The organism is Cloacibacterium rupense (assembly GCF_014645495.1).
Lineage (GTDB): Bacteria > Bacteroidota > Bacteroidia > Flavobacteriales > Weeksellaceae > Cloacibacterium > Cloacibacterium rupense.
Genome location: NZ_BMLV01000001.1, coordinates 788,263 through 809,296, shown reverse-complemented (window position 1 = coordinate 809,296; position 21,034 = coordinate 788,263). Strand labels below are relative to the sequence as shown.

Annotated in this window: 20 protein-coding genes and 1 tRNA gene; 15 read left to right on the top strand and 6 right to left on the bottom strand. The window is 32.4% G+C overall.

Annotated features, from left to right (window positions below; translation table 11 throughout):
* The first annotated feature begins 123 nt into the window (after positions 1-123).
* The 3 genes from IEW40_RS03520 to IEW40_RS14225 all read left to right on the top strand — a co-directional run bounded on the left by IEW40_RS03520 (position 124) and on the right by IEW40_RS14225 (position 2,329).
* Positions 124-741 carry a DUF2911 domain-containing protein gene (locus IEW40_RS03520; RefSeq protein WP_188616695.1) on the top strand — a complete coding sequence of 206 codons (618 nt, stop codon included), beginning with the start codon at positions 124-126 and terminating at the stop codon, positions 739-741.
* 102 nt (positions 742-843) lie between these two features.
* Positions 844-1,170 (top strand): hypothetical protein, encoded by a 327-nt coding sequence (locus tag IEW40_RS03515; protein ID WP_188616694.1) that lies wholly within the window; start codon positions 844-846, stop codon positions 1,168-1,170.
* A 115-nt stretch (positions 1,171-1,285) separates the two neighbouring features.
* On the top strand, positions 1,286-2,329 hold the full coding sequence (locus IEW40_RS14225) for a bifunctional transcriptional activator/DNA repair enzyme AdaA (protein WP_188616693.1): 1,044 nt from the start codon (positions 1,286-1,288) through the stop codon (positions 2,327-2,329).
* On the opposite strand, the gene IEW40_RS03505 is transcribed toward IEW40_RS14225, so the two are convergent.
* On the bottom strand, positions 2,326-3,345 hold the full coding sequence (locus IEW40_RS03505) for an alpha/beta hydrolase (protein ID WP_229663359.1): 1,020 nt from the start codon (positions 3,343-3,345) through the stop codon (positions 2,326-2,328). The genes IEW40_RS14225 and IEW40_RS03505 overlap by 4 nt on opposite strands.
* A 65-nt stretch (positions 3,346-3,410) precedes the next feature.
* On the opposite strand from IEW40_RS03505, the gene IEW40_RS03500 reads away from it, so the two are divergent.
* The 4 genes from IEW40_RS03500 (at position 3,411) to IEW40_RS03485 (ending at position 6,919) form a co-directional block, all read left to right on the top strand.
* Entirely contained in the window at positions 3,411-3,659 is a 249-nt protein-coding gene (locus tag IEW40_RS03500) for a DUF4492 domain-containing protein (RefSeq protein WP_188616692.1), read from the top strand.
* 15 nt (positions 3,660-3,674) lie between these two features.
* Positions 3,675-5,210 carry a cytochrome ubiquinol oxidase subunit I gene (locus IEW40_RS03495; RefSeq protein WP_188616691.1) on the top strand — a complete coding sequence of 512 codons (1,536 nt, stop codon included), beginning with the start codon at positions 3,675-3,677 and terminating at the stop codon, positions 5,208-5,210.
* A gap of 39 nt (positions 5,211-5,249) precedes the next feature.
* Positions 5,250-6,434 (top strand): cytochrome d ubiquinol oxidase subunit II, encoded by a 1,185-nt coding sequence (locus IEW40_RS03490; protein ID WP_188616690.1) that lies wholly within the window; start codon positions 5,250-5,252, stop codon positions 6,432-6,434.
* Between the two features lie 152 nt (positions 6,435-6,586).
* Positions 6,587-6,919: a NifB/NifX family molybdenum-iron cluster-binding protein gene (locus IEW40_RS03485; protein ID WP_188616689.1), complete on the top strand. Its 333-nt coding sequence runs from the start codon at positions 6,587-6,589 to the stop codon at positions 6,917-6,919.
* A gap of 35 nt (positions 6,920-6,954) precedes the next feature.
* Here the strand turns inward: IEW40_RS03485 and IEW40_RS03480 are convergent, their stop codons facing one another.
* The 4 genes from IEW40_RS03480 to serB all read right to left on the bottom strand — a co-directional run bounded on the left by IEW40_RS03480 (position 6,955) and on the right by serB (position 9,499).
* Positions 6,955-7,527, bottom strand: coding sequence for a Tll0287-like domain-containing protein (locus tag IEW40_RS03480; RefSeq protein WP_188616688.1), 573 nt, complete (start codon positions 7,525-7,527; stop codon positions 6,955-6,957).
* A gap of 119 nt (positions 7,528-7,646) precedes the next feature.
* Positions 7,647-7,934: a hypothetical protein gene (locus IEW40_RS03475; RefSeq protein ID WP_188616687.1), complete on the bottom strand. Its 288-nt coding sequence runs from the start codon at positions 7,932-7,934 to the stop codon at positions 7,647-7,649.
* A 107-nt stretch (positions 7,935-8,041) separates the two neighbouring features.
* Positions 8,042-8,191, bottom strand: a complete 150-nt coding sequence (locus IEW40_RS03470; protein ID WP_188616800.1) for a hypothetical protein — start codon at positions 8,189-8,191, stop codon at positions 8,042-8,044.
* 81 nt (positions 8,192-8,272) lie between these two features.
* Positions 8,273-9,499, bottom strand: coding sequence for a phosphoserine phosphatase SerB (serB, locus tag IEW40_RS03465; RefSeq protein ID WP_188616686.1), 1,227 nt, complete (start codon positions 9,497-9,499; stop codon positions 8,273-8,275).
* Positions 9,500-9,745: 246 nt separating this feature from the next.
* Here serB and amaB point away from each other — a divergent pair, with 246 nt between their 5' ends.
* From amaB to IEW40_RS03430, 7 genes are all read left to right on the top strand, one after another.
* Positions 9,746-11,299, top strand: a complete 1,554-nt coding sequence (amaB, locus tag IEW40_RS03460; protein ID WP_188616685.1) for an L-piperidine-6-carboxylate dehydrogenase — start codon at positions 9,746-9,748, stop codon at positions 11,297-11,299.
* Between the two features lie 2 nt (positions 11,300-11,301).
* Positions 11,302-11,640 carry a hypothetical protein gene (locus IEW40_RS03455; protein WP_188616684.1) on the top strand — a complete coding sequence of 113 codons (339 nt, stop codon included), beginning with the start codon at positions 11,302-11,304 and terminating at the stop codon, positions 11,638-11,640.
* A 146-nt stretch (positions 11,641-11,786) separates the two neighbouring features.
* Positions 11,787-13,121 (top strand): L-lysine 6-transaminase, encoded by a 1,335-nt coding sequence (gene lat, locus IEW40_RS03450; RefSeq protein ID WP_188616683.1) that lies wholly within the window; start codon positions 11,787-11,789, stop codon positions 13,119-13,121.
* A gap of 137 nt (positions 13,122-13,258) precedes the next feature.
* Entirely contained in the window at positions 13,259-16,237 is a 2,979-nt protein-coding gene (locus IEW40_RS03445; RefSeq protein ID WP_188616682.1) for an amidohydrolase family protein, read from the top strand.
* A gap of 10 nt (positions 16,238-16,247) precedes the next feature.
* Positions 16,248-17,519 carry an amidohydrolase family protein gene (locus IEW40_RS03440; protein ID WP_188616681.1) on the top strand — a complete coding sequence of 424 codons (1,272 nt, stop codon included), beginning with the start codon at positions 16,248-16,250 and terminating at the stop codon, positions 17,517-17,519.
* Between the two features lie 51 nt (positions 17,520-17,570).
* Positions 17,571-17,804, top strand: coding sequence for a DUF2007 domain-containing protein (locus IEW40_RS03435; protein ID WP_188616680.1), 234 nt, complete (start codon positions 17,571-17,573; stop codon positions 17,802-17,804).
* Positions 17,805-17,810: 6 nt separating this feature from the next.
* Positions 17,811-17,884: transfer RNA gene (locus tag IEW40_RS03430), tRNA-Ala, on the top strand.
* A gap of 62 nt (positions 17,885-17,946) precedes the next feature.
* Here IEW40_RS03430 and IEW40_RS03425 read toward each other — a convergent pair.
* Positions 17,947-18,648 (bottom strand): TapB family protein, encoded by a 702-nt coding sequence (locus tag IEW40_RS03425; protein WP_188616679.1) that lies wholly within the window; start codon positions 18,646-18,648, stop codon positions 17,947-17,949.
* Positions 18,649-18,819: 171 nt separating this feature from the next.
* Between IEW40_RS03425 and IEW40_RS03420 the strand changes: the two genes are divergently transcribed.
* Positions 18,820-20,943 (top strand): type IA DNA topoisomerase, encoded by a 2,124-nt coding sequence (locus tag IEW40_RS03420; RefSeq protein ID WP_188616678.1) that lies wholly within the window; start codon positions 18,820-18,822, stop codon positions 20,941-20,943.
* Positions 20,944-21,034 lie beyond the last annotated feature (91 nt).

Genomic DNA, 21,034 nt, shown 5'->3' with positions numbered 1-21,034 from the left:
GTTTTTGCGAAGCAAAGAAATATTTTTACTAAGTTTTTAATAGATAACCTCTAAGATTTTATTTCTTAGAGGTTTTTTGTTTTAAAAAATATTATCTTTATCAAAAATTTAAAAATGATATTTATGTTAAAAAGAATTTCACTTTTCGCATTTCTAAATGTAGCAATGCTTGGTTTTTCTCAGCAATACAATATACCAGCGGTAAGTCCTAGACAAGCGGTAGAACAACAATTTTCTGTAACTAAAATTTCTGTAGAATACGGAAGACCTGCTGTGAAAGGAAGAAAAATTTTCGGAGAATTGGTGCCTTTTGGTCAGGTTTGGAGAGCTGGTGCTAATGAAGCTTCTAGAATTACCTTTGGGCAAGATGTAATTTTTGGAGGACAAAAAGTTAAGAAAGGAGTGTATGCTGTCTACATTGTGCCACAAGAAAAAGAATGGAAAGTTATCCTAAACAAAGGAATTAACAATTGGGGAGCTTATACTTATGATGCTAAAGATGATGTAGCTACTACCACTGTTCCTGTGAAAATGATGAACGATAAAATGGAGCGTTTTACCATTAATTTCGAAGATATTACAGATGAAAAATTAAACCTAGTTTTTGAGTGGGACAAAACCAGAGCAGATGTACCGGTAGAAATTCAGAATGTAGAAGAAACTTTACAAATCATAGACCACCTCAAAAATATCAAAAAAGTAGAAGGTGAGATTAGAAAGAAAAATGAACCTAAAAAGTAAGTGAATTTTTGTAAATTCTTAGTCATAATTTAGAAATTGTAAATATTTTTTATTTTTATTTGTTTTTTTTTGTAATTTTATACAACCAAAAAAAATATTACGATGAAAAATTTATTTAAACTTTTAGGAATCTTATTCCTAATGTCAGCTATTTCTTGTGTGACTACTTTGCCACAGCCAATTAAACCAGACACATCTGCTAAAAGAGGTGCAACAGTAATTAAGGACTGTACTGGAACTTATGTGAAATTTGATAATAATAATTCAGATTACTTAGTATGCAACTCTAGTATGCTAAATAGTTTTCAAAATGGAGCAAGAGTATCCGTATCTTATAGAGGAGTAGGAAAGTGCAGTACTACAATAGAACCTAAGTGTAAAATGTTTCATGAAAATAAAGGTTCAGTAGAAATATTATCTGTAGAATAATTTTTTTATAATATTAAGTTTAGCCGGATTCTTTCCGGCTTTTTTATTACTTGTCCATTTTTCGGTTGTCAAAAAATTAGGTTTCATTTACCTTTGGAAAATAAATTTTGAATCGATGAATCTTTCAGCAGATATAATGTACAATGCCTCATATAATAAAGACGCCAGTTTTGAAGGCATTTTTTGGATGGGCGTAAAAACTACAGGTATTTTTTGCAGACCAACTTGCACTGCCAGAAAACCTAAACCAGAAAATGTAGAATTTTTTGACAATACCAAAGATGCTATTTTGAAAGGTTATCGCCCTTGTAAAGTATGTAAACCATTAGAAAAACTCAATGAAACCCCAAAATATATTCAAGAAATTATAAATGAATTGTCAGACAACCCATCGTTGAAGTTCAAAGATTATGATTTGGTAAAACGTGGAATAGAACCTGCAACTATGAGGCGATGGTTTCTTAAAAATCATGGAATTACGTTTCAAGCCTACCAAAGAATGTTTAGAATAAATTCGGCTTTTAAGAAAATTCAAAAAGGGGAGAGTGTTACCGAAACTGCTTTTGAAAGTGGCTACGAAAGTTTAAGTGGGTTTAACGAAAGCTTTAAAAACGTTTTCGGTGTTTCTCCAAAAAATTCTAAAAACCAGATAGTTATTGATTTGAAACGCATCGAGACTCCCCTAGGAACAATGTATGCTGCTGCAACTGAAAACGGGATTTGTATGCTAGAATTTACAGACCGTAAAATGCTAGAAACAGAACTGAAGCACCTTTCTAAATCATTAAATGCCAATATAATACAAGGTGATAATCCTTTTTTTGATATTTTAGAAAAAGAACTTTCAGAATATTTTGAAGGAAACAGAACTGAGTTTACCGTTCCGTTGGATTTCGTAGGAAGTGATTTCCAAAAAAAAGTTTGGGAAATTTTAATGAAAATTCCTTACGGACAAACTTGGAGTTATGCCAAACAAGCTGAAGTTTTAGGAGATAGAAACAAAGTTCGTGCTGTAGCTAACGCTAACGGAATGAACAAAATATCAATCCTAGTTCCTTGTCATAGAGTAATTGGCAGTGATGGCAATCTTACAGGTTATGGTGGCGGAATTTGGCGAAAACAAAAACTTCTTGAGCTAGAAAAAGTAATTTTATTTTAATTTTTATTCAGCAAAAACTCTAGTGGAATATTTAGTCTTTTATTCCAAGAGGTTTCAGTGTGACTTTCTCCTGGGAAGTAACCAGTTGTCCAGTTTTTTGAATCATAACCTTTTTCTTTCATTATGGCATCTGCCTTTTTTTGGATTTCAGGGTACAAAGCATCCAAAGTTTGGTCGCCTGTATCAAAATAGATTTTATGATTTTTTGGGTTTGGAAGATTATTTTTTAAGTAATTTAAAAATGCATTGGGAATAGGATTGTTATCTAAAGTAAATGTTCCGGGCCAATGCGTAGAAAGGCAAGCAGCCCCACCGAAAACTTTCGGGTATTCACAAATAGCATACATAGAAATTAATCCGCCCATACTGCTACCTGCTATAAATGTATTATTTCTGTCTTTGTACACAGAATATTTTTTGTCGATAAAAGGTTTTAATTCTTCTACTATAAATTTTAGATAATTGTCAGATTTTGGTTGAAAAATTTCTTTGGTTCTACCAGCTTTTTGCAGTTGACCAACTATGGTGTCCTTGTCTTTTTGAGCTAAATTTTCAAAAGGTTTTTGCGGAAAATAATCAGGGTGTCTGGTTAATCCTCCGTTCCAGATTCCTACAATAATGAAAGGTTTTGTTTTTTCGGATTTTATAAGCTCAGAAGCTACATCATCTACATTCCATGCTTGTTTGTTCCAGCTCATTTCTGGGTCGTAGAGCATCTGACCATCGTGCATATACAAAACGGCATATTTTGTCTTAGTTGAGTAATTTTCTGGTAACCAAACATCTATATTTCTTGCGGTTACATATTTTGATGAAAAATTTTCTATTCTTTCTACTTTACCAGAGATAACTTTGGGCATTTTCTCTTGCGATTGATGCAGAGACACAATAAATATTGATAAAAGAAAAATGAAAAATTTTGTTTTCATGTGTTCAAAATTATTTATTTCAAATGTACGATTTTGTAATGAATTTTCATCAGTTACATAAATATTACCATTAATGAAATATTGCATACCAATTTTTTTTCAGTTTGGTAAATAACTTTGCAATTGAAAATACAAATCGAAAAATAACGAAAATGTTAGAAAATAAATTTCATCAAATTCTACTATTTCCATTTTCTGAATTGATAAAAATCTACAAACATGGCTTTAGTATTATGTCTAGAGAGAGTAAACTACTTTGGGCAATTGCTATTATTAAACTGTTTATCATGTTTGGTATTCTCAAAATGTTCTTCTTTAAAGATTTCTTAAAAACCAATTTTGATAATAATCAACAAAGAATAGAATATCTACAAAACACATTAACTGAAATCAAAAAATAGGAAAATTACAATTTTATGGGTCATATAGATTGGGAACTCGTCAATTGGAGCAGAGCGCAATTTGCACTTACTGCAATGTACCATTGGCTTTTTGTTCCGCTTACTTTAGGTATCACTTTTATCATCGCTATTATGGAAACCATTTACGTGAAAACAGGCGATGAAAAGTGGAAAGAAATTACCAAATTTTGGATGAAACTTTTTGGAATTAATTTCGCGATTGGTGTCGCCACAGGAATTATCATGGAATTTGAATTCGGAACCAATTGGAGCAATTATTCTTGGTTTGTAGGTGATATTTTCGGCGCTCCTTTAGCTATTGAAGGAATCATGGCTTTCTTTATGGAAAGTACTTTTATTGCCGTTATGTTTTTCGGTTGGGATAAAGTAAGCAAGAAATTTCACCTACTTTCGAGTTGGTTGGTTGCTCTTGGTTCTAATCTTTCTGCATTGTGGATTTTGGTTGCAAACGGTTGGATGCAGCATCCTGTAGGAATGGAGTTTAATCCAGATACCATGCGAAATGAAATGGTAGATTTTTGGGCAGTTCTCATGAATCCAGTGGCTGTAAATAAATTTTTACACACCGTAATTTCCTCTTATATCGTAGCTTCTTTGTTTGTTGCTGGAGTTAGCGCTTGGTTTATTTTAAAGAAAAAAGATGTGGTTCTTGGTAAAAGAAGCATTTTAGTTGCTACCGTTTTTGGTTTGTTAGCCACCATCGTAACCATGTGGAGTGGTGACGAATCTGCAAGGCAAGTTGCCAAAACTCAACCGATGAAATTGGCAGCAATGGAAGGTTTGTATCAAGGCGATAGAAGTGCTCCACTCATTGCAATGGGAATTTTCGGAGATCCTGAAAAAGATGAACATCATAGAGAAAAATTCATTTTTGAGGTTAAAATTCCAATGGCTTTGTCATATTTGGCTTTTCTTCAAGGTGATGCTTTTGTTCCAGGAATCAATGATTTGGTTCATGGTAATAAAAAAGAAGGAATAGTTTCTTATCAAGAAAGAATTAACAGTGGTAAAATCGCTATTGATGCACTCGGAAATTATATTAAATTCAAAAAATCTGGAGATGCAACCAATGCTGAAAAAGAACTGGCAACTTTCAGAACTCACGAAAATGATTTCGGTTACGGTTATTATTTCGGGAAAGATCCTCATATGCTCATCCCGAATGTGAAAATGAGTTTCTATTCTTTTCACATTATGGTGATTTTAGGAACTTGGTTTTTGGTGTTGTTTGTTTTACTTTTCATTAAAATTTTACAAGGAAAAATAGATAATAGCAAAACTCTTTTGAGGCTTACACTTTGGAGCATACCTTTCGGTTATGTCGCTTCACAAGCAGGTTGGATTGTTGCAGAAGTAGGAAGACAACCTTGGACGATACAGAATCTTTTGCCCAATATTGCAGCAGTTTCACAGATAGATGCTTATAGTGTACAAATTACGTTTTTTCTCTTCCTTGTGATTTTCACAACACTTTTAATTGCGGAAATCAAGATTATGCTTTCAGCAATCAAAAATCGTTCAGCTCATTAATTTTAGGAAATAGAATTTTTAACTTTTAAATTTTACAAAATGTTTTCATTTTTAGATTATAACGGCTTACAGCATTATTGGTGGATGATTGTTTCGCTTCTTGGTGCTTTGTTGGTTTTTATGTTATTTGTTCAAGGTGGTCAAACACTCATCTTTTCAATCGCCAAAACCGAAAAAGAAAAGACAATGCTTCTGAATGCAACAGGTAGAAAATGGGAGATTACTTTCACTACATTGGTTACTTTCGGTGGTGCATTTTTTGCGTCTTTTCCATTGTTTTACTCTACCAGTTTTGGTGGCGCTTATTGGGTTTGGATGGCAATTCTTTTTGCCTTCATTATTCAAGCGGTTTCTTATGAATTTAGAAGCAAAGCCAATAATTTTTTAGGTACTAAAACCTTCGATACTTTTCTTTTTTTGAATGGAGTTTTAGGTAGTATTTTATTAGGAGTAGCAGTTTCTACGTTTTTTACAGGTGCCGAATTTTCTGTAGAAAAAGGAAATATTATCAATCAAAATTTACAAAAAATGCCGATAATTTCTTCTTGGGAAACTCCATTTAATGGTTTAGAAGCAATTTGGACGGTAGAAAAACTTGCTTTTCTTCAAAATATAAGTTTAGGATTAGCCGTTTTTTTCCTAGCAAGAATTTTAGCGAATTTATATTTTCAAAAAATCATTGATAATCATAATATTCAAAGAAATTCAATAAAAAGTTTGAAAATAAATAGCGTTTTGTTCTTGGTTTTCTTTCTTTTTTGGTTGATAAGGTTATTATTTATCGATGGTTTTGCTGTGAATCCTACCAATCAAAAAGTTTCTATGGAAGCTCATAAATATTTGAATAATTTTCTAGAAATGCCTTTTGTTTTAGTCGTGTTTTTAGTTGGAGTAGTGATGGTTTTAATGGGAATTTTCATCAATGTATTCCAAAAAAGTAAAAACGGAATTTGGTTTTCAGGAATTGGGACGGTTCTTACTGTTTGGATGTTACTTCTCAATGCAGGTTTTAACAATACAGCGTATTATCCATCAACTTATAACTTGCAAAATTCTCTCACGATTTACAACTCTTCTTCTAGTGAATTTACATTGAGAACAATGAGTTATGTTTCATTGTTAGTGCCTTTTGTTTTGGCTTACATTGCTTTAGTTTGGAGAAAATTAGACGCCAAAAACATTTCCGAAAAAGATTTAAATGAAACAGAGGCACACGTTTATTAAACAATTTTACGATTTTACAACCTAACAATATAAAAATGTACACCAAAGAAATTATACAATTCATCAGTTTGCCAGTAATGATTTATGTTACATACAAAATCGTTTTTTGGCTTTTTAAAAAATTAGAAAAACAAAATAAATTAAATTAAAAAATGAAAATCGCAATCCCAACCAACGACAGAAAAACCGTAGCAGCTCATACTGGAAAATGTAAAGAATTTGCTTTTTATGTAATAGAAAATGGTAAATTGGTTTCTAAAAATTACGAACCTAATCTGCATTCTCATAATCATGGTGAAGGTTGTTGCGGAAGACATAGTGGAGAAGTTCATCATCATGATGAATTGATTGAAATTATTTCTAAAGCAGACCTTTTGCTCTATCTAGGAATGGGTAAAGGATTGCGAGAAGATTTAGAAAAAGAATCTATTAAAATAGAAAAAGCCAAATTTATTTATATAGAAGAAATTTTGGCTGATATTTAGATAAAAAAACATCTCTTTTGAGATGTTTTTTTTATTTATTTTGGTAAGTCTACCACAAAAATTCCTCTTACTTGGTTTTCACTGTATCCAGTGGCTTTATCTTCGGGGTATAGTTTTTTTATTTTTGCAGCAAGTAGAGGATTGTTATCCTCTATGTTTCCGTGACATTGTAAACACATAGCATTGGTTACTATAGGAACATATAATTGATTGTCTACAAGTTCTGGTTTTAATTCTTCGCCTTTTGCAATTCTTTCTTTGAAAAGATTAATGTGTTTTTTTTCTTTTTCGCTGGCAGTATTCAGTTGGTTTCTGGGTTGGTCAGAAACTCTCTTTATGTTGGTTTTATACTTGTCTGATATGCTTTTTGTTAGTGGTATGGCATTAATATTACAAAAATTTAGAGCATTTTCTGCGCCACCTTCTTTAATTTTTTCTTGAAGATTTTTGCCTAGCAATTCTTTAGTTTCCAAGGCAAAATTTAGTGATTTTTGTTTTAGCACTTTTTCTTCCACTTTGGTTTCTGGTATTATTTCTACCTTCTTTTCAGTTTTTTTACACCCTATAAAAGAGAGCAAAACAATACTTAAGAATAATTTTTTTTTCATATTATTATTTTAATGCAAAATAGAAAAACCCGAATAAATAAAAAGTAACCAATGTTACTAAAAAAAGGAGAAGAACTAGTTCTTCTCCAATCTTGTGTTAAGTAAAAATATAGTAATCATCAATTGTGTTTCTTTCTTCTGATGGTTCTATCAAGTTGTCTGTCTTGCCTTGCAATTTTTGCTTTTTCTTTTACAGTAATTTGTCCATCTGCTGCAGCAGCTCTTTTGGCTTGTTTCACATCTTTAGCTTGTTCGTGAATTACCGCGGCTTCTTTTTTGTTGATTTCTCCAGATTTTACGCCTTGAGCCACTCTTTTTCTTTCGCCTCTTAGATTTCTATCTTCTCTTTGTTGAGCAAAACTCAATACTGATGCTAAAATTGTAATGCTTAAAACTAAATTTTTCATATTATTATTTTGTTTTTGGTTTCTATCAATAAGATTTAAAAAAGTAAGATAGGTTAAAACAAAATATTAATTATTATCATAAGTGGTTGAAAATCATTTCAATAAAATTAAATACATCCTTTTAATGCATTAGCTCCCCAAATGATTGCAATAAGTGAAATAGTACCTTTTACTGAGAAAAATAAAATTCCTATCCATCCGTATTTTTTAAGCAGTGCTTTCCATTTTGGGAGTTTTTTTTCTTCCGTATCTTCCAAACCAGCTATTTTTTACAAAAATAAATAATTAATGTTTTAGGATAAAATAATCTTGATTTATTATATCTATAAAACGTTTGTTTAAAATTCTTCGTTGATGTGTCTATCTCTAAAGCCTAAAAAATATAACACACCGTCTAATCCAATAGAAGATATAGATTGTCTAGCGTTTTCTTTTACTTTTGGTTTCGCATGAAAAGCAATTCCCAATCCTGCAATATTGAGCATTGGTAAATCATTAGCACCATCACCCACAGCAATAACTTGGTCTAGTTCTATTTTTTCTACTTGTGCTAGAAATTTCAAAAGTTCTGCTTTTCTTTTTCCGTCAACAATATCTCCCAAGTGTTTCCCTGTAAGTTTTCCGTCAATAATTTCTAGCTCGTTGGCATAAAGATAATCTGCTCCAAAACGTTTTTTAAGATAATTTCCAAAATACGTAAAACCACCAGAAAGTATAGCAATTTTGTAACCGCATTTTTTCAAGGTATGCATTAGTCGGTCTGCACCATCCATTATGGGTAGATTTTCTGCAATTTCTTGCATCACAGATTCATCTAAACCTTTCAAAAGAGAAACTCTTTTTTTAAAACTTTCACTGAAATCTAATTCACCACGCATGGCAGCTTCTGTAATGGCACGTACTTCTTCACCAGCACCAGCTCTATCAGCCAATTCGTCTATTACTTCAGTCTTAATCAAGGTAGAATCCATATCAAAACAGATTAGTCTTCTGTTTCTTCTATAAATATTATCTTTTTGGAAAGAAATGTCAATGTCTAATTCACCACTCAGATTCACAAATTTTTCGTGAATTAAATTCAAATTCTGTGGAGTTCCTCTCACCGAAAGTTCTATACAAGACCTATTTTGCGAATCATCTTCACTATCAAGCGGGATTCTGCCCGTCAAACGTTTGATGGTGTCTATATTTAATCCTTGTTCAGCAATAACATGGGTTACTTGTGATAATTGATCGGCTTCGATTTTCTGACCAAGTAGGGTAATCACGAAACTTTCTTTTCCTTGTCTAGAAACCCAAGCATCATAATCTTCTCTTTTGATAGGAGTGAACTTAGCGTTTACTCCCAATTCATAAGACCTAAAAAGTAAATCTTTCAAAATATTTCCTTGCATATCTGGATCTAAGCGAAAAAGAATACCTAAGGATAATGATTGATGGATATTTGCTTGACCAATGTCTAAAATAGTCGCATTGTGTTTACTTAGGATTTCAGTAAGAGAAGAGGTTACACCAGGTTTGTCTTCGCCGGTAATACTCATTAGTACAATTTCGTGTTTTGTCATTTTTATCAGGATTCGAGGGAATTTTTTTGCAAATGTATTATTTTAATCCTAAAATTCATTGATGTGTTAATAGAGATTAATATTCCTTGTAGATATTTTATTTTTACAATTAACCTTTTATAAATAATTATTCTTAATATTTTTCTGTGTTTCAGTGAAAAGGATTTGAATTTTTGAATTATTTAAACTTTTTTTATGTTTATAACTAAATATATTTATATTTACTAAGGAACAAATTCAAAAAAAATGGCAAAAAAAAATAAAGATTTCGGGATAGAAAAAGTTCTCAAAAATTTAGGAATTAAAAAAGAAAACAAAGGAACTTCTACTGGCGGAAAATGGTTTGCAACAGGTAAAGTAATTGAAAGTTATTCACCCGTTGATGGAAATTTAATCGCTAAAGTTACTTCTTCATCTAAAAAAGATTACGAAAAAGTAATTTCCGAAGCCGAAATAGCTTTTAAAGAATTCAGATTAATGCCAGCTCCTAAACGTGGAGAAATAGTGAGGCAATTCGGTGAAAAATTAAGAAAACATAAAGACGATTTAGGAAAACTGGTTTCCTACGAAATGGGAAAATCTCTGCAAGAAGGTTTGGGTGAAGTACAAGAAATGATTGATATCTGTGATTTTGCAGTCGGTTTATCTCGTCAGTTACACGGTTTCACGATGCATTCAGAAAGACCAGGACACAGAATGTACGAACAATATCATCCTCTAGGAATTGTAGGAATTATTTCTGCTTTCAATTTTCCGGTTGCAGTTTGGAGTTGGAACACTGCTCTAGCTTGGATTTGTGGCGATGTTTGCATTTGGAAACCTTCAGAAAAAGCTCCACTTTGTGGCATTGCTTGTCAGAATATTATTGCTGAAGTTCTTAAAGATAATCATTTACCTCAAGGAATTTCTGGTTTGGTAATTGGTGATGCAGAAATTGGCGATTTAATGGCAAAAGATACCAGAGTTCCTCTTATTTCGGCAACTGGTTCTACAAGAATGGGGAAAATTGTAGCTCAAAATGTAGCGGCAAGATTAGGAAAATCTCTTTTAGAATTAGGCGGAAACAACGCTATTATTGTAACTCCTGATGCAGATATTAAAATGACGGTTATTGGTGCGGTTTTCGGAGCGGTAGGAACTGCGGGACAACGTTGTACTTCTACCAGAAGACTCATCATTCACGAAAGTATGTACGAAAAAGTGAAAGATGCCCTGGTTACAGCTTACGGACAATTAAAAATAGGAAATCCGCTTGATGAAAGCAATCATGTTGGTCCGCTAATCGATAAAGATGCTGTAAAAATGTACGAAAATGCTTTGAAAAAAGTAGAAACAGAGGGCGGAAAACTTCTTGTAAAAGGTGGAGTTTTAAAAGGAAAAGGCTATGAAAGTGGTTGCTACGTAAAACCAGCGATTGTGGAAGCAGAAAATCATTTTGAAATGGTACAACACGAAACTTTTGCCCCGATTTTATACTTGTTAAAGTATTCTGGAGACGTAGAAAACGCCATCGAAATTCAGAATGGAGTAGTGCAAGGTTTATCTTCTGCAATTATGACCAATAATTTAAGAGAAGCCGAAAAATTCCTTTCTCATGCTGGTTCAGATTGCGGAATTGCCAATGTAAACATCGGAACTTCTGGTGCAGAAATTGGCGGAGCTTTTGGTGGAGAAAAAGAAACTGGCGGCGGAAGAGAATCTGGAAGCGACGCTTGGAAAGTGTATATGAGAAGACAAACCAACACCATTAATTACACCACAAATTTACCTTTAGCACAAGGAATTAAGTTTGATTTGTAGAAATGTTTATTGATAGAAAGAAATATTATTCTGCTAAAAAAGTAAATCAAATAATTGATTTACTTAAGAATAATACTACAGATGAAACTTTTTTCAATATAAATCCAGATAGAAATTTTTTATTTGAAGGAATAATTAAAGAAAACAAATTCAGAATACAAAAAGTATTACCAAGTAGATATGGTTTAAAGCCAAATATTTTTGGAACTTTTGAACAAAATAATAAAAATACACAAATAGAAATAATAATTAGACCAAGATTTAGATCTTTCTTGTTCTTTTTAATCTTCTTAATTTTTATTTTTACTTTCGGATATTTAGTAATATTTGAGATAAAATAATTTCCACTAATATTTGTTTTCCCAATAATTTCTTTCTCTCTAATGTTTTTGATTTATTATTTATACAAAGAGAAACTAAAAGAAATAAAATCAGATTTTGAAAAAACTTTAGACCTTAAACCTTAAACCCGAAACAAAAAAAAGTTATGAACAAAACAATAGAATTAAGCCACGAAGTAACTGGCAATAAAGTAAAACAAACCCTCGGAAAACACATTTTAGCCGATGGTTTTGATTTCGTGATGGATTACGAAAAATCTCACGGTTCTTGGATTGTAGATAGATTGACGGGCAACAAATTTCTGGATATGTTTTCTATGTTTGGTTCGGCTTCGGTTGGTTATAATCATCCGTATATTGTTGAAAAATCTGCTTGGCTCGGGAAAATGGCGGTCTTCAAACCTACAATGTCTGATGTTTATTTGCAAGAATATGCAGATTTTGTAGAAACTTTTAGTAGAATTGCGATTCCTAAAGAATTGCCGTATTGTTTCTTTGTGGAAGGTGGCGCTCTTGCGGTAGAAAATGCCTTGAAAACTGCTTTCGATTGGAAAACCAGAAAAAATTGGCAAAAAGGAAGCAAAACCGAAGGTTCTATGGCAATTCATTTCAAACAAGCTTTCCATGGAAGAAGCGGTTATACCTTGAGTTTAACCAATACTTCAGATCCAAGAAAATATCAATATTTTCCACTTTTTGATTGGCCTAGAATCATCAATCCGAAATTGTATTTCCCAATAACCGAAGAAAATTTGCAGGAAACCATCAAAAACGAACAATTGGCTTTGCTAGAAATAGAACAAGCAATTTTAATGAATCCTGAAAAAGTTTCGTGTATTATTATTGAAGTGATTCAAGCGGAAGGTGGTGACAATCATTTCCGTGACGAATTTTTCGTAGAATTAAGAAAAATCTGTGACGAAAACGAAATGTTGTTGATTTTTGACGAAGTTCAAACTGGCATCGGAATTACAGGTAAAATGTGGGCTTTTCAGAATTTTAGCGTAGTACCAGATGTAATTTCTTTTGGCAAGAAAACTCAAGTTTGTGGGATTTTGGCGAGTAAAGAAAAATTAGATGAAGTAGAACACCACGTTTTTGCAGAAAGTTCTAGAATCAATTCTACTTTCGGTGGAAATTTTATTGATATGTTGAGGTTTCAATTGGTTTTAGAAATTATAGAAAAAGAAAACTTACTCGAAAATGTACAAAAACAAGGTGCATTTTTACTTGAAGGTTTACAAAAATTACAAGAAAAATATCCTCATTTGATTTCCAATGCAAGAGGAAGAGGATTAATGTGCGCTTTTGACTTGCCAACAAGCGAAATAAGAAAAGATTTTCAAGAAAAATTATATGAAGAGAATGTCATTATTTTGATTTGTGGTGACCGTTCATTGCGTTTTCGTCCTCACTTAAACGTATCACAAGAAGATTTAGAATATGCTTTAGAAAAGATAGAGAAAATTGTACAGTTATAGTTATTAGGATTATTTTTACAAAAGCCGAGTTTTATTTATAAAATTCGGTTTTATTTTTTGAATTACCCTCAAAAATATAAGGTTATTAGAATAAAATTGTTATTTTAGCCTTAATTATAAAAATAAATGAAAAGTATATGAAGAAATTCTTTATTTCTTTAGGTTTGGTTTTTTCTGGGATTATTTCTGCTCAAGTTGGGTATTGGCAAAATGATACCACCACCAAAGACCAAAGCCTATATGTAATTAAAAATATTACACTTTATCAAGATTATAAAACAGTGATTAACGATGCTGTTTTGGTGGTCCAAAATGGTAAAATACTAGAATCTGGGAAGGTTTCTATTCCTAAAAATGCAGTAGTTGTTGATGGTAAAGGAGCTTATGTATATCCTTCTTTTATAGATTCTTATACTAACATTGGTGTGGAAAAATCTGAAAGCAAAGAGTACAACAGCGGAAGTATTTATTTACCAAATACGGCTTCTTTTGCAGCTTATAATGATGCTGTAAAATCTTACACCAGAGCAGCAGATACCTTTACCAATCAATCTAAAAACTACGAAGAATATTTGTCTCAAGGTTTTGGCGCTGCTCTAGCTTTCAACCAAGACGGAATTGTACGTGGTTCTGCAGTTTTAGTAACTTTAGGTCAAGGTAAACCTTCGGATAAAATTGTGAAAGAAGACGCAGCTTTTCTTTTGTCTTTTGATAAAGGAAGCTCTAAACAGTCTTATCCTACGTCTCTTACTGGTTCTATTGCTTTGTTAAGACAAACTTATCTAGATGCAGATTGGTATGAAAAAGGAGGAAATTTAGAACAAAAAAATCTGAATTTAGAAGCTTTTAATAAATATAAAAAATTACCAACCATTATAGAGACTTCCGAAAAATGGGATGTTTTAAGAGCTGATAAAATAGGCGATGAAGCAGGTTTTCAGTTCACTTTTTTAGGTTCTGGTAATGAATATCAAAGAGCAAAAGAAATAAAAGCAACCAACGGAAATCTAATTTTGCCTTTAGAATATCCGAAAGCCTATCAAGTAAACGATGCACTAGATGTAGAAGCGGCAGATGTAGCCGTGCTTAAACATTGGGAAATGGCGCCTTACAATGCAGTTTATCTCTCTAAAGAAGGCGTTCCGTTTTCTTTCACGATGAATAAATTAAAAGACAAATCTACTTTTTTTTCGAAATTAAGAGAGTTATATAAAAATGGTTTGTCTAAAGAAGAAATTCTGGCAGCACTTACCGATAGACCTGCTAAAAATTTTAAGGTAGAAAATACTTTGGGAAATCTTAGAAAAGGTTCTATTGCCAATTTTGTTATTTTTTCTGAAGACCTTTTCAATAAGGATGCAATGCTTTATGAAAATTGGGTAAACGGAAAAAGTTTTGTGGTAAATAAAATTCCTGAGGTAGATGTAAGAGGAGAATATTCTTTGAATATCAACAACCAAACTTATGATTTAAAAATTAAAGGAAAAATCAATAAACCTGAAGCTTCGGTTTCTAAAGATAAAAAAGACGGTAAAGCAAAACTGAATTTCACTGATTATAAAATGGCTCTAGAATTAGTCTTACCAAAAGATAGCCTTCAAAATTACAGAATTCTTTATCCTGTTGCTGATTTTAAAAATAAACAAGATTTTGCATTAAATAAAGAAGGAAAAGAAGTTCCATACAGTATATCTTTCGTTAAGGAATTGGCAAAAGAGGATAAAAAAGAGGAGGATAAAAAACCTTCAGAAATAGGGAAAATTTGGTATCCTTTTTCAGCTTTTGGTAACGAAACTTTGCCTATACAAAAAGATTATATCATTAAAAATGCGACCGTTTGGACCAATACTAACAAAGGAATTGTAAAAAACTATGATGTAAAAATTTCTAAAGGAAAAATTGTACAAGTTGGTGCTAATTTAGCCAAAGGAAATGCTGAAGAAATAGACGGAACCAATCTCCATTTAACCAACGGAATTCTAGACGAACATACACATATTGGTTTAACAAGAGGTGTAAACGAAGCAGGAAGCAATTCGTCTGCCGAAGTAAGAATGGAAGATGTTTTAAATCCTGATGATGTCAATTTCTATCGTCAACTTTCTGGTGGTGTAACTTCTGCGCAACAATTACACGGTTCTGCCAATCCAATTGGTGGTCAATCATCTATCGTGAAATTTGCTTGGGGAGAAAATGCCGATGGAATGAAATTTCCTAATGCTCCGAAATTTATAAAATTTGCACTCGGTGAAAACGTGAAACAAAGCAATTGGGGAGATAATCCTAATCGTTTCCCTCAGTCTAGAGGTGGGGTAGAACAAGCTTATGATTTTTGGTTTACCAGAGCTTTAGAATACGAAAAAGAAAAAGCCAGCAATAAAAATTACAGAAAAGACCTTCGTTTAGAAACTCATTTAGAAATTTTGAAAGCTCAGCGTTTTATTACGTGTCACTCTTATGTTCAAAGTGAAATCAATATGTTTATGAAAATGGCAGAGAAATTTGGTTTCAAAGTGAATACTTTTACCCATATTTTAGAAGGTTATAAAGTAGCAGATATCATGGAAAAACATGGCGCTAATGCTTCTACATTCTCAGATTGGTGGGCTTATAAAGAAGAGGTGAGAGAAGCCATTCCTTATAATGCAGCACTGCTTCTACAAGCTGGCGTAAATACGGCAATTAATTCTGATGATGCTGAAATGGCAAGAAGACTAAACCAAGAAGCAGGAAAATTAGTGAAATACGGAAATGTTTCTCAAGAAGATGCTTGGAAAACCGTAACTCTAAATCCTGCTAAAATGTTGAAAATTGATAATAGAATAGGGAGCATAGAAGTGGGGAAAGATGCAGATTTGGTACTTTGGACAGATAATCCTCTTAGTATTTATGCAACTGTAAGTAAGACTTTTGTAGATGGTAAATTGCTATTTGATGCAAAAGAACAAATCTTAAAAGATGAGAAAATAAAAGCCGAAAAGAATAGAATTGTACAAAAAATGCTTTTCTCAGACGATACCAAAAAAGGAAATACTCAACCTTTGAAAAAAGAAGAGCCAAAACAATATCATTGTGATACTTTAGATGAAACAGAAGAACATTCTCATTCCCATTAATTTTTAGAAAATGAAACAGTTTAAAACCATTATATTTTTAGGAATTTCAATTTTTGGATGGTCGCAAAGACCTGCACCAGCACCTACACAAAAAAATCCTATTGCTATTACCAATGCTACCATTCATACAGGTACTGGTAATGTTTTGCAAAATGCAAGTATTGTTTTTGAAAACGGAAAAATCACTCAGATTAATGGAACTATTCCTTCTAATGCTGAGGTTATCAATGCACAGAATAAACACGTTTATCCAGGGTTTATTTTGGTGAATAATACCCTAGGTTTGGTAGAGATTGAAGCAACCAGAGCTACTGATGATACACAAGAAGCTAATGATATTACACCCGAAGTCCGTTCTTTAATTTCTTTTAATACAGACAGCCATGTAATTCCTACGGTTAGAACCAATGGGATTTTGCTTACTCAGCCAGTTCTTAAAAGCGGAACTATTTCTTGCACTTCTTCTATTATGAATCTTGACGGCTGGAACTGGGAAGACGCGGTAGAAGAAAAAGATAATGCTTTACATATGTCTTGGCCTACTATTTCTACACGTTTTTTTGATGAAAAAAGAGAAGCGGAAAGAAAGGAAATGAGAACTAAAAAATTAGAAGAAATTAAAAATTTATTTACCAGAGCCAAAGCCTATCAAAAATCTCCCGTTAAAGATTATAAGCTAGAAGCCATAAAACCTGTTTTTGATAAAACTAAGCTTTTTGTTGAAGTTTCTAGTGCTAATGAAGCTTTAGAAGTCATAAAATTTGCACAAGATTTAGAACTCAGAAATTTAGTATTAGTAGGTGATGCGGCATTAGTACCTATTTTAGATGAGATTAAAAAGAGCAACTTCCCATTAATCATTACCAGAGTTCATTCTTTACCAGCTGGGAATTCTATGTCGCCTAGATTACCCTATCAATTCGCGAAATTAGTTTCAGATAAAGGAATTTTATATGGTTTAGATTATTCTGGTGCTCACGAATATCAAGATTCTAGAAATTTGCCTTTTTTAGCCGGAACTACTGCTGCTTATGGGGTTGAAAAAGAAAAAGCATTACAAAGTATTTCTTATAATTTGGCAAAAATTCTTGGAATTGAAGATAGATTTGGATCTTTAGAAGTTGGCAAAAGTGCGACTCTTTTTATTTCAGAAGGTGATGCCTTGGATCAATTGACCAATCAAGTTACTGAAGCTTTTATAGATGGTAGAAAAATAAACCTTCATAATCAGCAAAAAGAATTATACAAAAGGTATAAAGAAAAATATACTTCAACAAAATAATTTTTTAGATTCAAGAAAAATTACTAATTTTAGCTTCTTAAATTTTGAAATATGAGTGCGGAATTACCAAGAGTGTCTGTTTTTGAAGCTGATGAAATGGTACAAATACAGATTGTGAAAAAGAAATTAGAAGATGCAGGCATTGCTTGTTCTGTTAATACTAAATATCTTAATACATTACTGTCTACACCTACTGCGACTGCTCTTAAATTAGAAGTAAATATTCTAGATGAGCAAAAAGCTTTCGAAATTATTGATGCTTATTTGCAATCAAAAGATAATTGATATTTTGGGGGATTAGCTCATTTGGCTAGAGCGTTAGACTGGCAGTCTAAAGGTGGTCGGTTCGATCCCGATATCCTCCACTTTATTTTACAAAAAAACAACCGAAAAAATCGGTTGTTTTTTATTTCATAAGACCTGTAGATTAATGAGTAATACTTGTAAGTTCTGTGCGTTTTTCTAATTTACCTTTTTTATCATATTCTTCTGATTTCACAGCGCCTATTCCTTTTGCTAACCATACTTTATGGTTTTTTATCTTGTCAAATAAAATTCTGGTGTCTTCTGTGTAAGTAACTACAGCGCAGTCAAAAGTTCCAGCTGGCACGGTTACTTTTTCCATAGCAACCACTTTTCTGTCATACATTTTTACATTACTTTGTAAGCTGATTTCTCCTTTAATGCTGATATTGATATTAGCTTCAGGTAAAGTTTGTCCTACACTTAAAATATTTGGAGTAACAGGGTTGTTGCCAGAAGCTGTAGATTCTCCTAGAGTGTTACTCTTTTTTAGATTATCTGTTAGTAATTTAATGGTATTTACAGTAGTAGAAGTTCCATCACATTCTACGTCAAATACAGACTCAGTAGTTTTGTTTTTCTTCAAATCAATGACTGTGCTTTTTACTGTAGCTAGAGTTTTTCCACCGACCATTTTAGAATCAATGACTTCAGAAGTGGATTTTCCTGTGACATTGTTGCTTGCATCATACTCTGTAGTTTCAGTTTTTATGCCTTTTTGGGTGGCAGAGTAACCATCACAATTCACAAATTTAAAAGCGAAACTGATGAAAATACCAGTAAGTAACAATAAAGGAATTGTAATTTTTGAAAATTTTGTCTTCATAACGTTTTGTTTAATAGTTGTTTATAATTAATAATAGTTTATATTATACAAATTTAATAATTGTTTTAATCATTTATTAAGTCTTTGATGATAAATTTCACTTTTATTTTATAATAATGATTGTATTTTTTTAAAAAAATTGCAAATTTGCACCCCATTTAAATTTTATTAATGAAACTTTGTATTGCCGAAAAACCAAGCGTTGCAAGAGATATTGCTAAAGTTTTAGGAGCTACAACTCCTAAAAATGGCTATATGGAAGGCAATGGTTATTGTGTAACATGGACTTTCGGACATCTTTGTACCCTAAAAGAACCGCACGATTATGCACCAGAATACAAAGCTTGGAATCTTTTTCTTTTGCCGATTATTCCTAAAAATTTTGGAATTAAGCTAATCAATAACAACGGAGTAGAAAGGCAATTCAAAGTTATTGAAAGTCTAGTGAAAGATTGTGATGAGGTGATTAATTGTGGTGATGCTGGACAAGAAGGTGAACTTATTCAACGCTGGGTTTTGCAAAAAGCAAAGTGTGATAAACCCGTAAAAAGACTTTGGATTTCTTCTTTGACTGAAGACGCCATAAAAGAAGGTTTTGAAAATCTAAAATCTGCCGAAGATTATAAAAATCTCTATTTAGCAGGAAACGCGAGAGCAATAGGTGATTGGCTTTTAGGCATCAATGCAACCCGACTTTTTACCAAGAAATTCGGAGGAAATAAAGCAGTTTTGTCTATTGGTAGAGTGCAAACTCCGACTTTGGCAATGCTGGTAAAACGCCAAAAAGAAATAGATGCTTTTGTGCAAGATGATTATTGGGAGCTGAAAACCAAATACAGAGAAGTGGTTTTCAGTGCTGCAATAGACAGATTAAAATCTTTAGAAAGAGCAGAAAAAGGTTTAGAATATCTCAAACAAAATCTTTTTGAAATTGTTTCTTTTGAAATTAAAGAAGGAAAAGAAAAAAATCCCAGATTGTTTGATTTAACGGGACTTCAGGTGGAAGCCAATAAAAAATATGGTTTTTCTGCTGAAAATACACTCAATTATATTCAAAGTCTTTACGAAAAAAAACACACCACTTATCCTAGAGTAGATACTACTTACCTTTCGGAGAATTTGTACCCAAAAATTTCGGGAATTTTAAAGAGTATGAATTTTTATTCAGACTTAATTGCTCCTCTTTTAGAAGCGCCAATTCCAAAATCTAAAGCAGTTTTTGATGATGCTAAAGTAACAGATCACCACGCGATAATTCCTACCGAAATTCCGCCAACTTCTAATCTGAGTAGAGAAGAAAAATTGGTGTATGATTTGGTAGCAAAACGTTTCATCGCCGTTTTTTATCCAGAATGTAAAATTTCTAATACTTTGGTTGAAGGACAAGTAGGAACCATAAATTTCAAAGCTTCGGGTAAACAAATTTTAGAACCAGGTTGGCGCGCTGTTTATGCCAAAGATTCTAAAAATAATGCCGAGAAAGAAGAAAAAGAGGAGAAAGACGAAGAACAATTGATTCCAGAATTTAAAGTAGGCGAAAAAGGAGAACACGAACCTTTCATTCATCAAGGAAGAACTTCTCCGCCAAAACCTTACACCGAAGCTACGCTTCTAAGAGCAATGGAAACTGCTGGAAAACAAGTGGAAGATGAAGAACTGCGAGAATTATTGAAAAACAACGGAATAGGAAGGCCTTCTACAAGAGCCAATATCATTGAAACGCTTTTTAAAAGAAAATACATCGAAAAAAAACGTAAAAATCTTATTGCTACACAAACTGGTATTGATTTAATTGATACCATTGAAGATGAATTGCTGAAAAGTGCAGAACTAACTGGAGAATGGGAACAAAAACTCAGAAAAATTGAAAAAGGCGAATACGAAGCACAAAATTTCAAAGACGAGTTGATAGAAATGGTAACTCAACTCACCAAAAAAGTAATTGACAGCAGAGGAAAGGCCATTTCTTGGAAAGAAGAGAAACCCATAAAAACTGAATCTAAAGAGAAAAAAGAAACCAAAAAATCTGAAATAGTTTGGGAAGAAATTACTTGTCCCAAATGTAAAACAAACCCTTTAATGAAAGGGAAAACTGCGATTGGTTGTAAAGAATTCAAAGAATGTGGTTTTAAAGTTCCTTTTCATGTCTTTGGCAAAAAACTTTCGGAGAAGCAAATTCAAGATTTAATTATAAAAGGTAAAACTTCAAAATTAAAAGGTTTTACAGAACATCCAGAAAAAAAAGAAGAAGGAATTCTTGTTTTAAAAGGCGATTATCTTATTGATTTAATTTGATTTTATTTGCATCCTATTCTTACCTCGAAAAAGGATTTTTTTTGAATAAAATTCATGAATAGTGTTTTTTTTGTTGCGAAATTGTTATTTT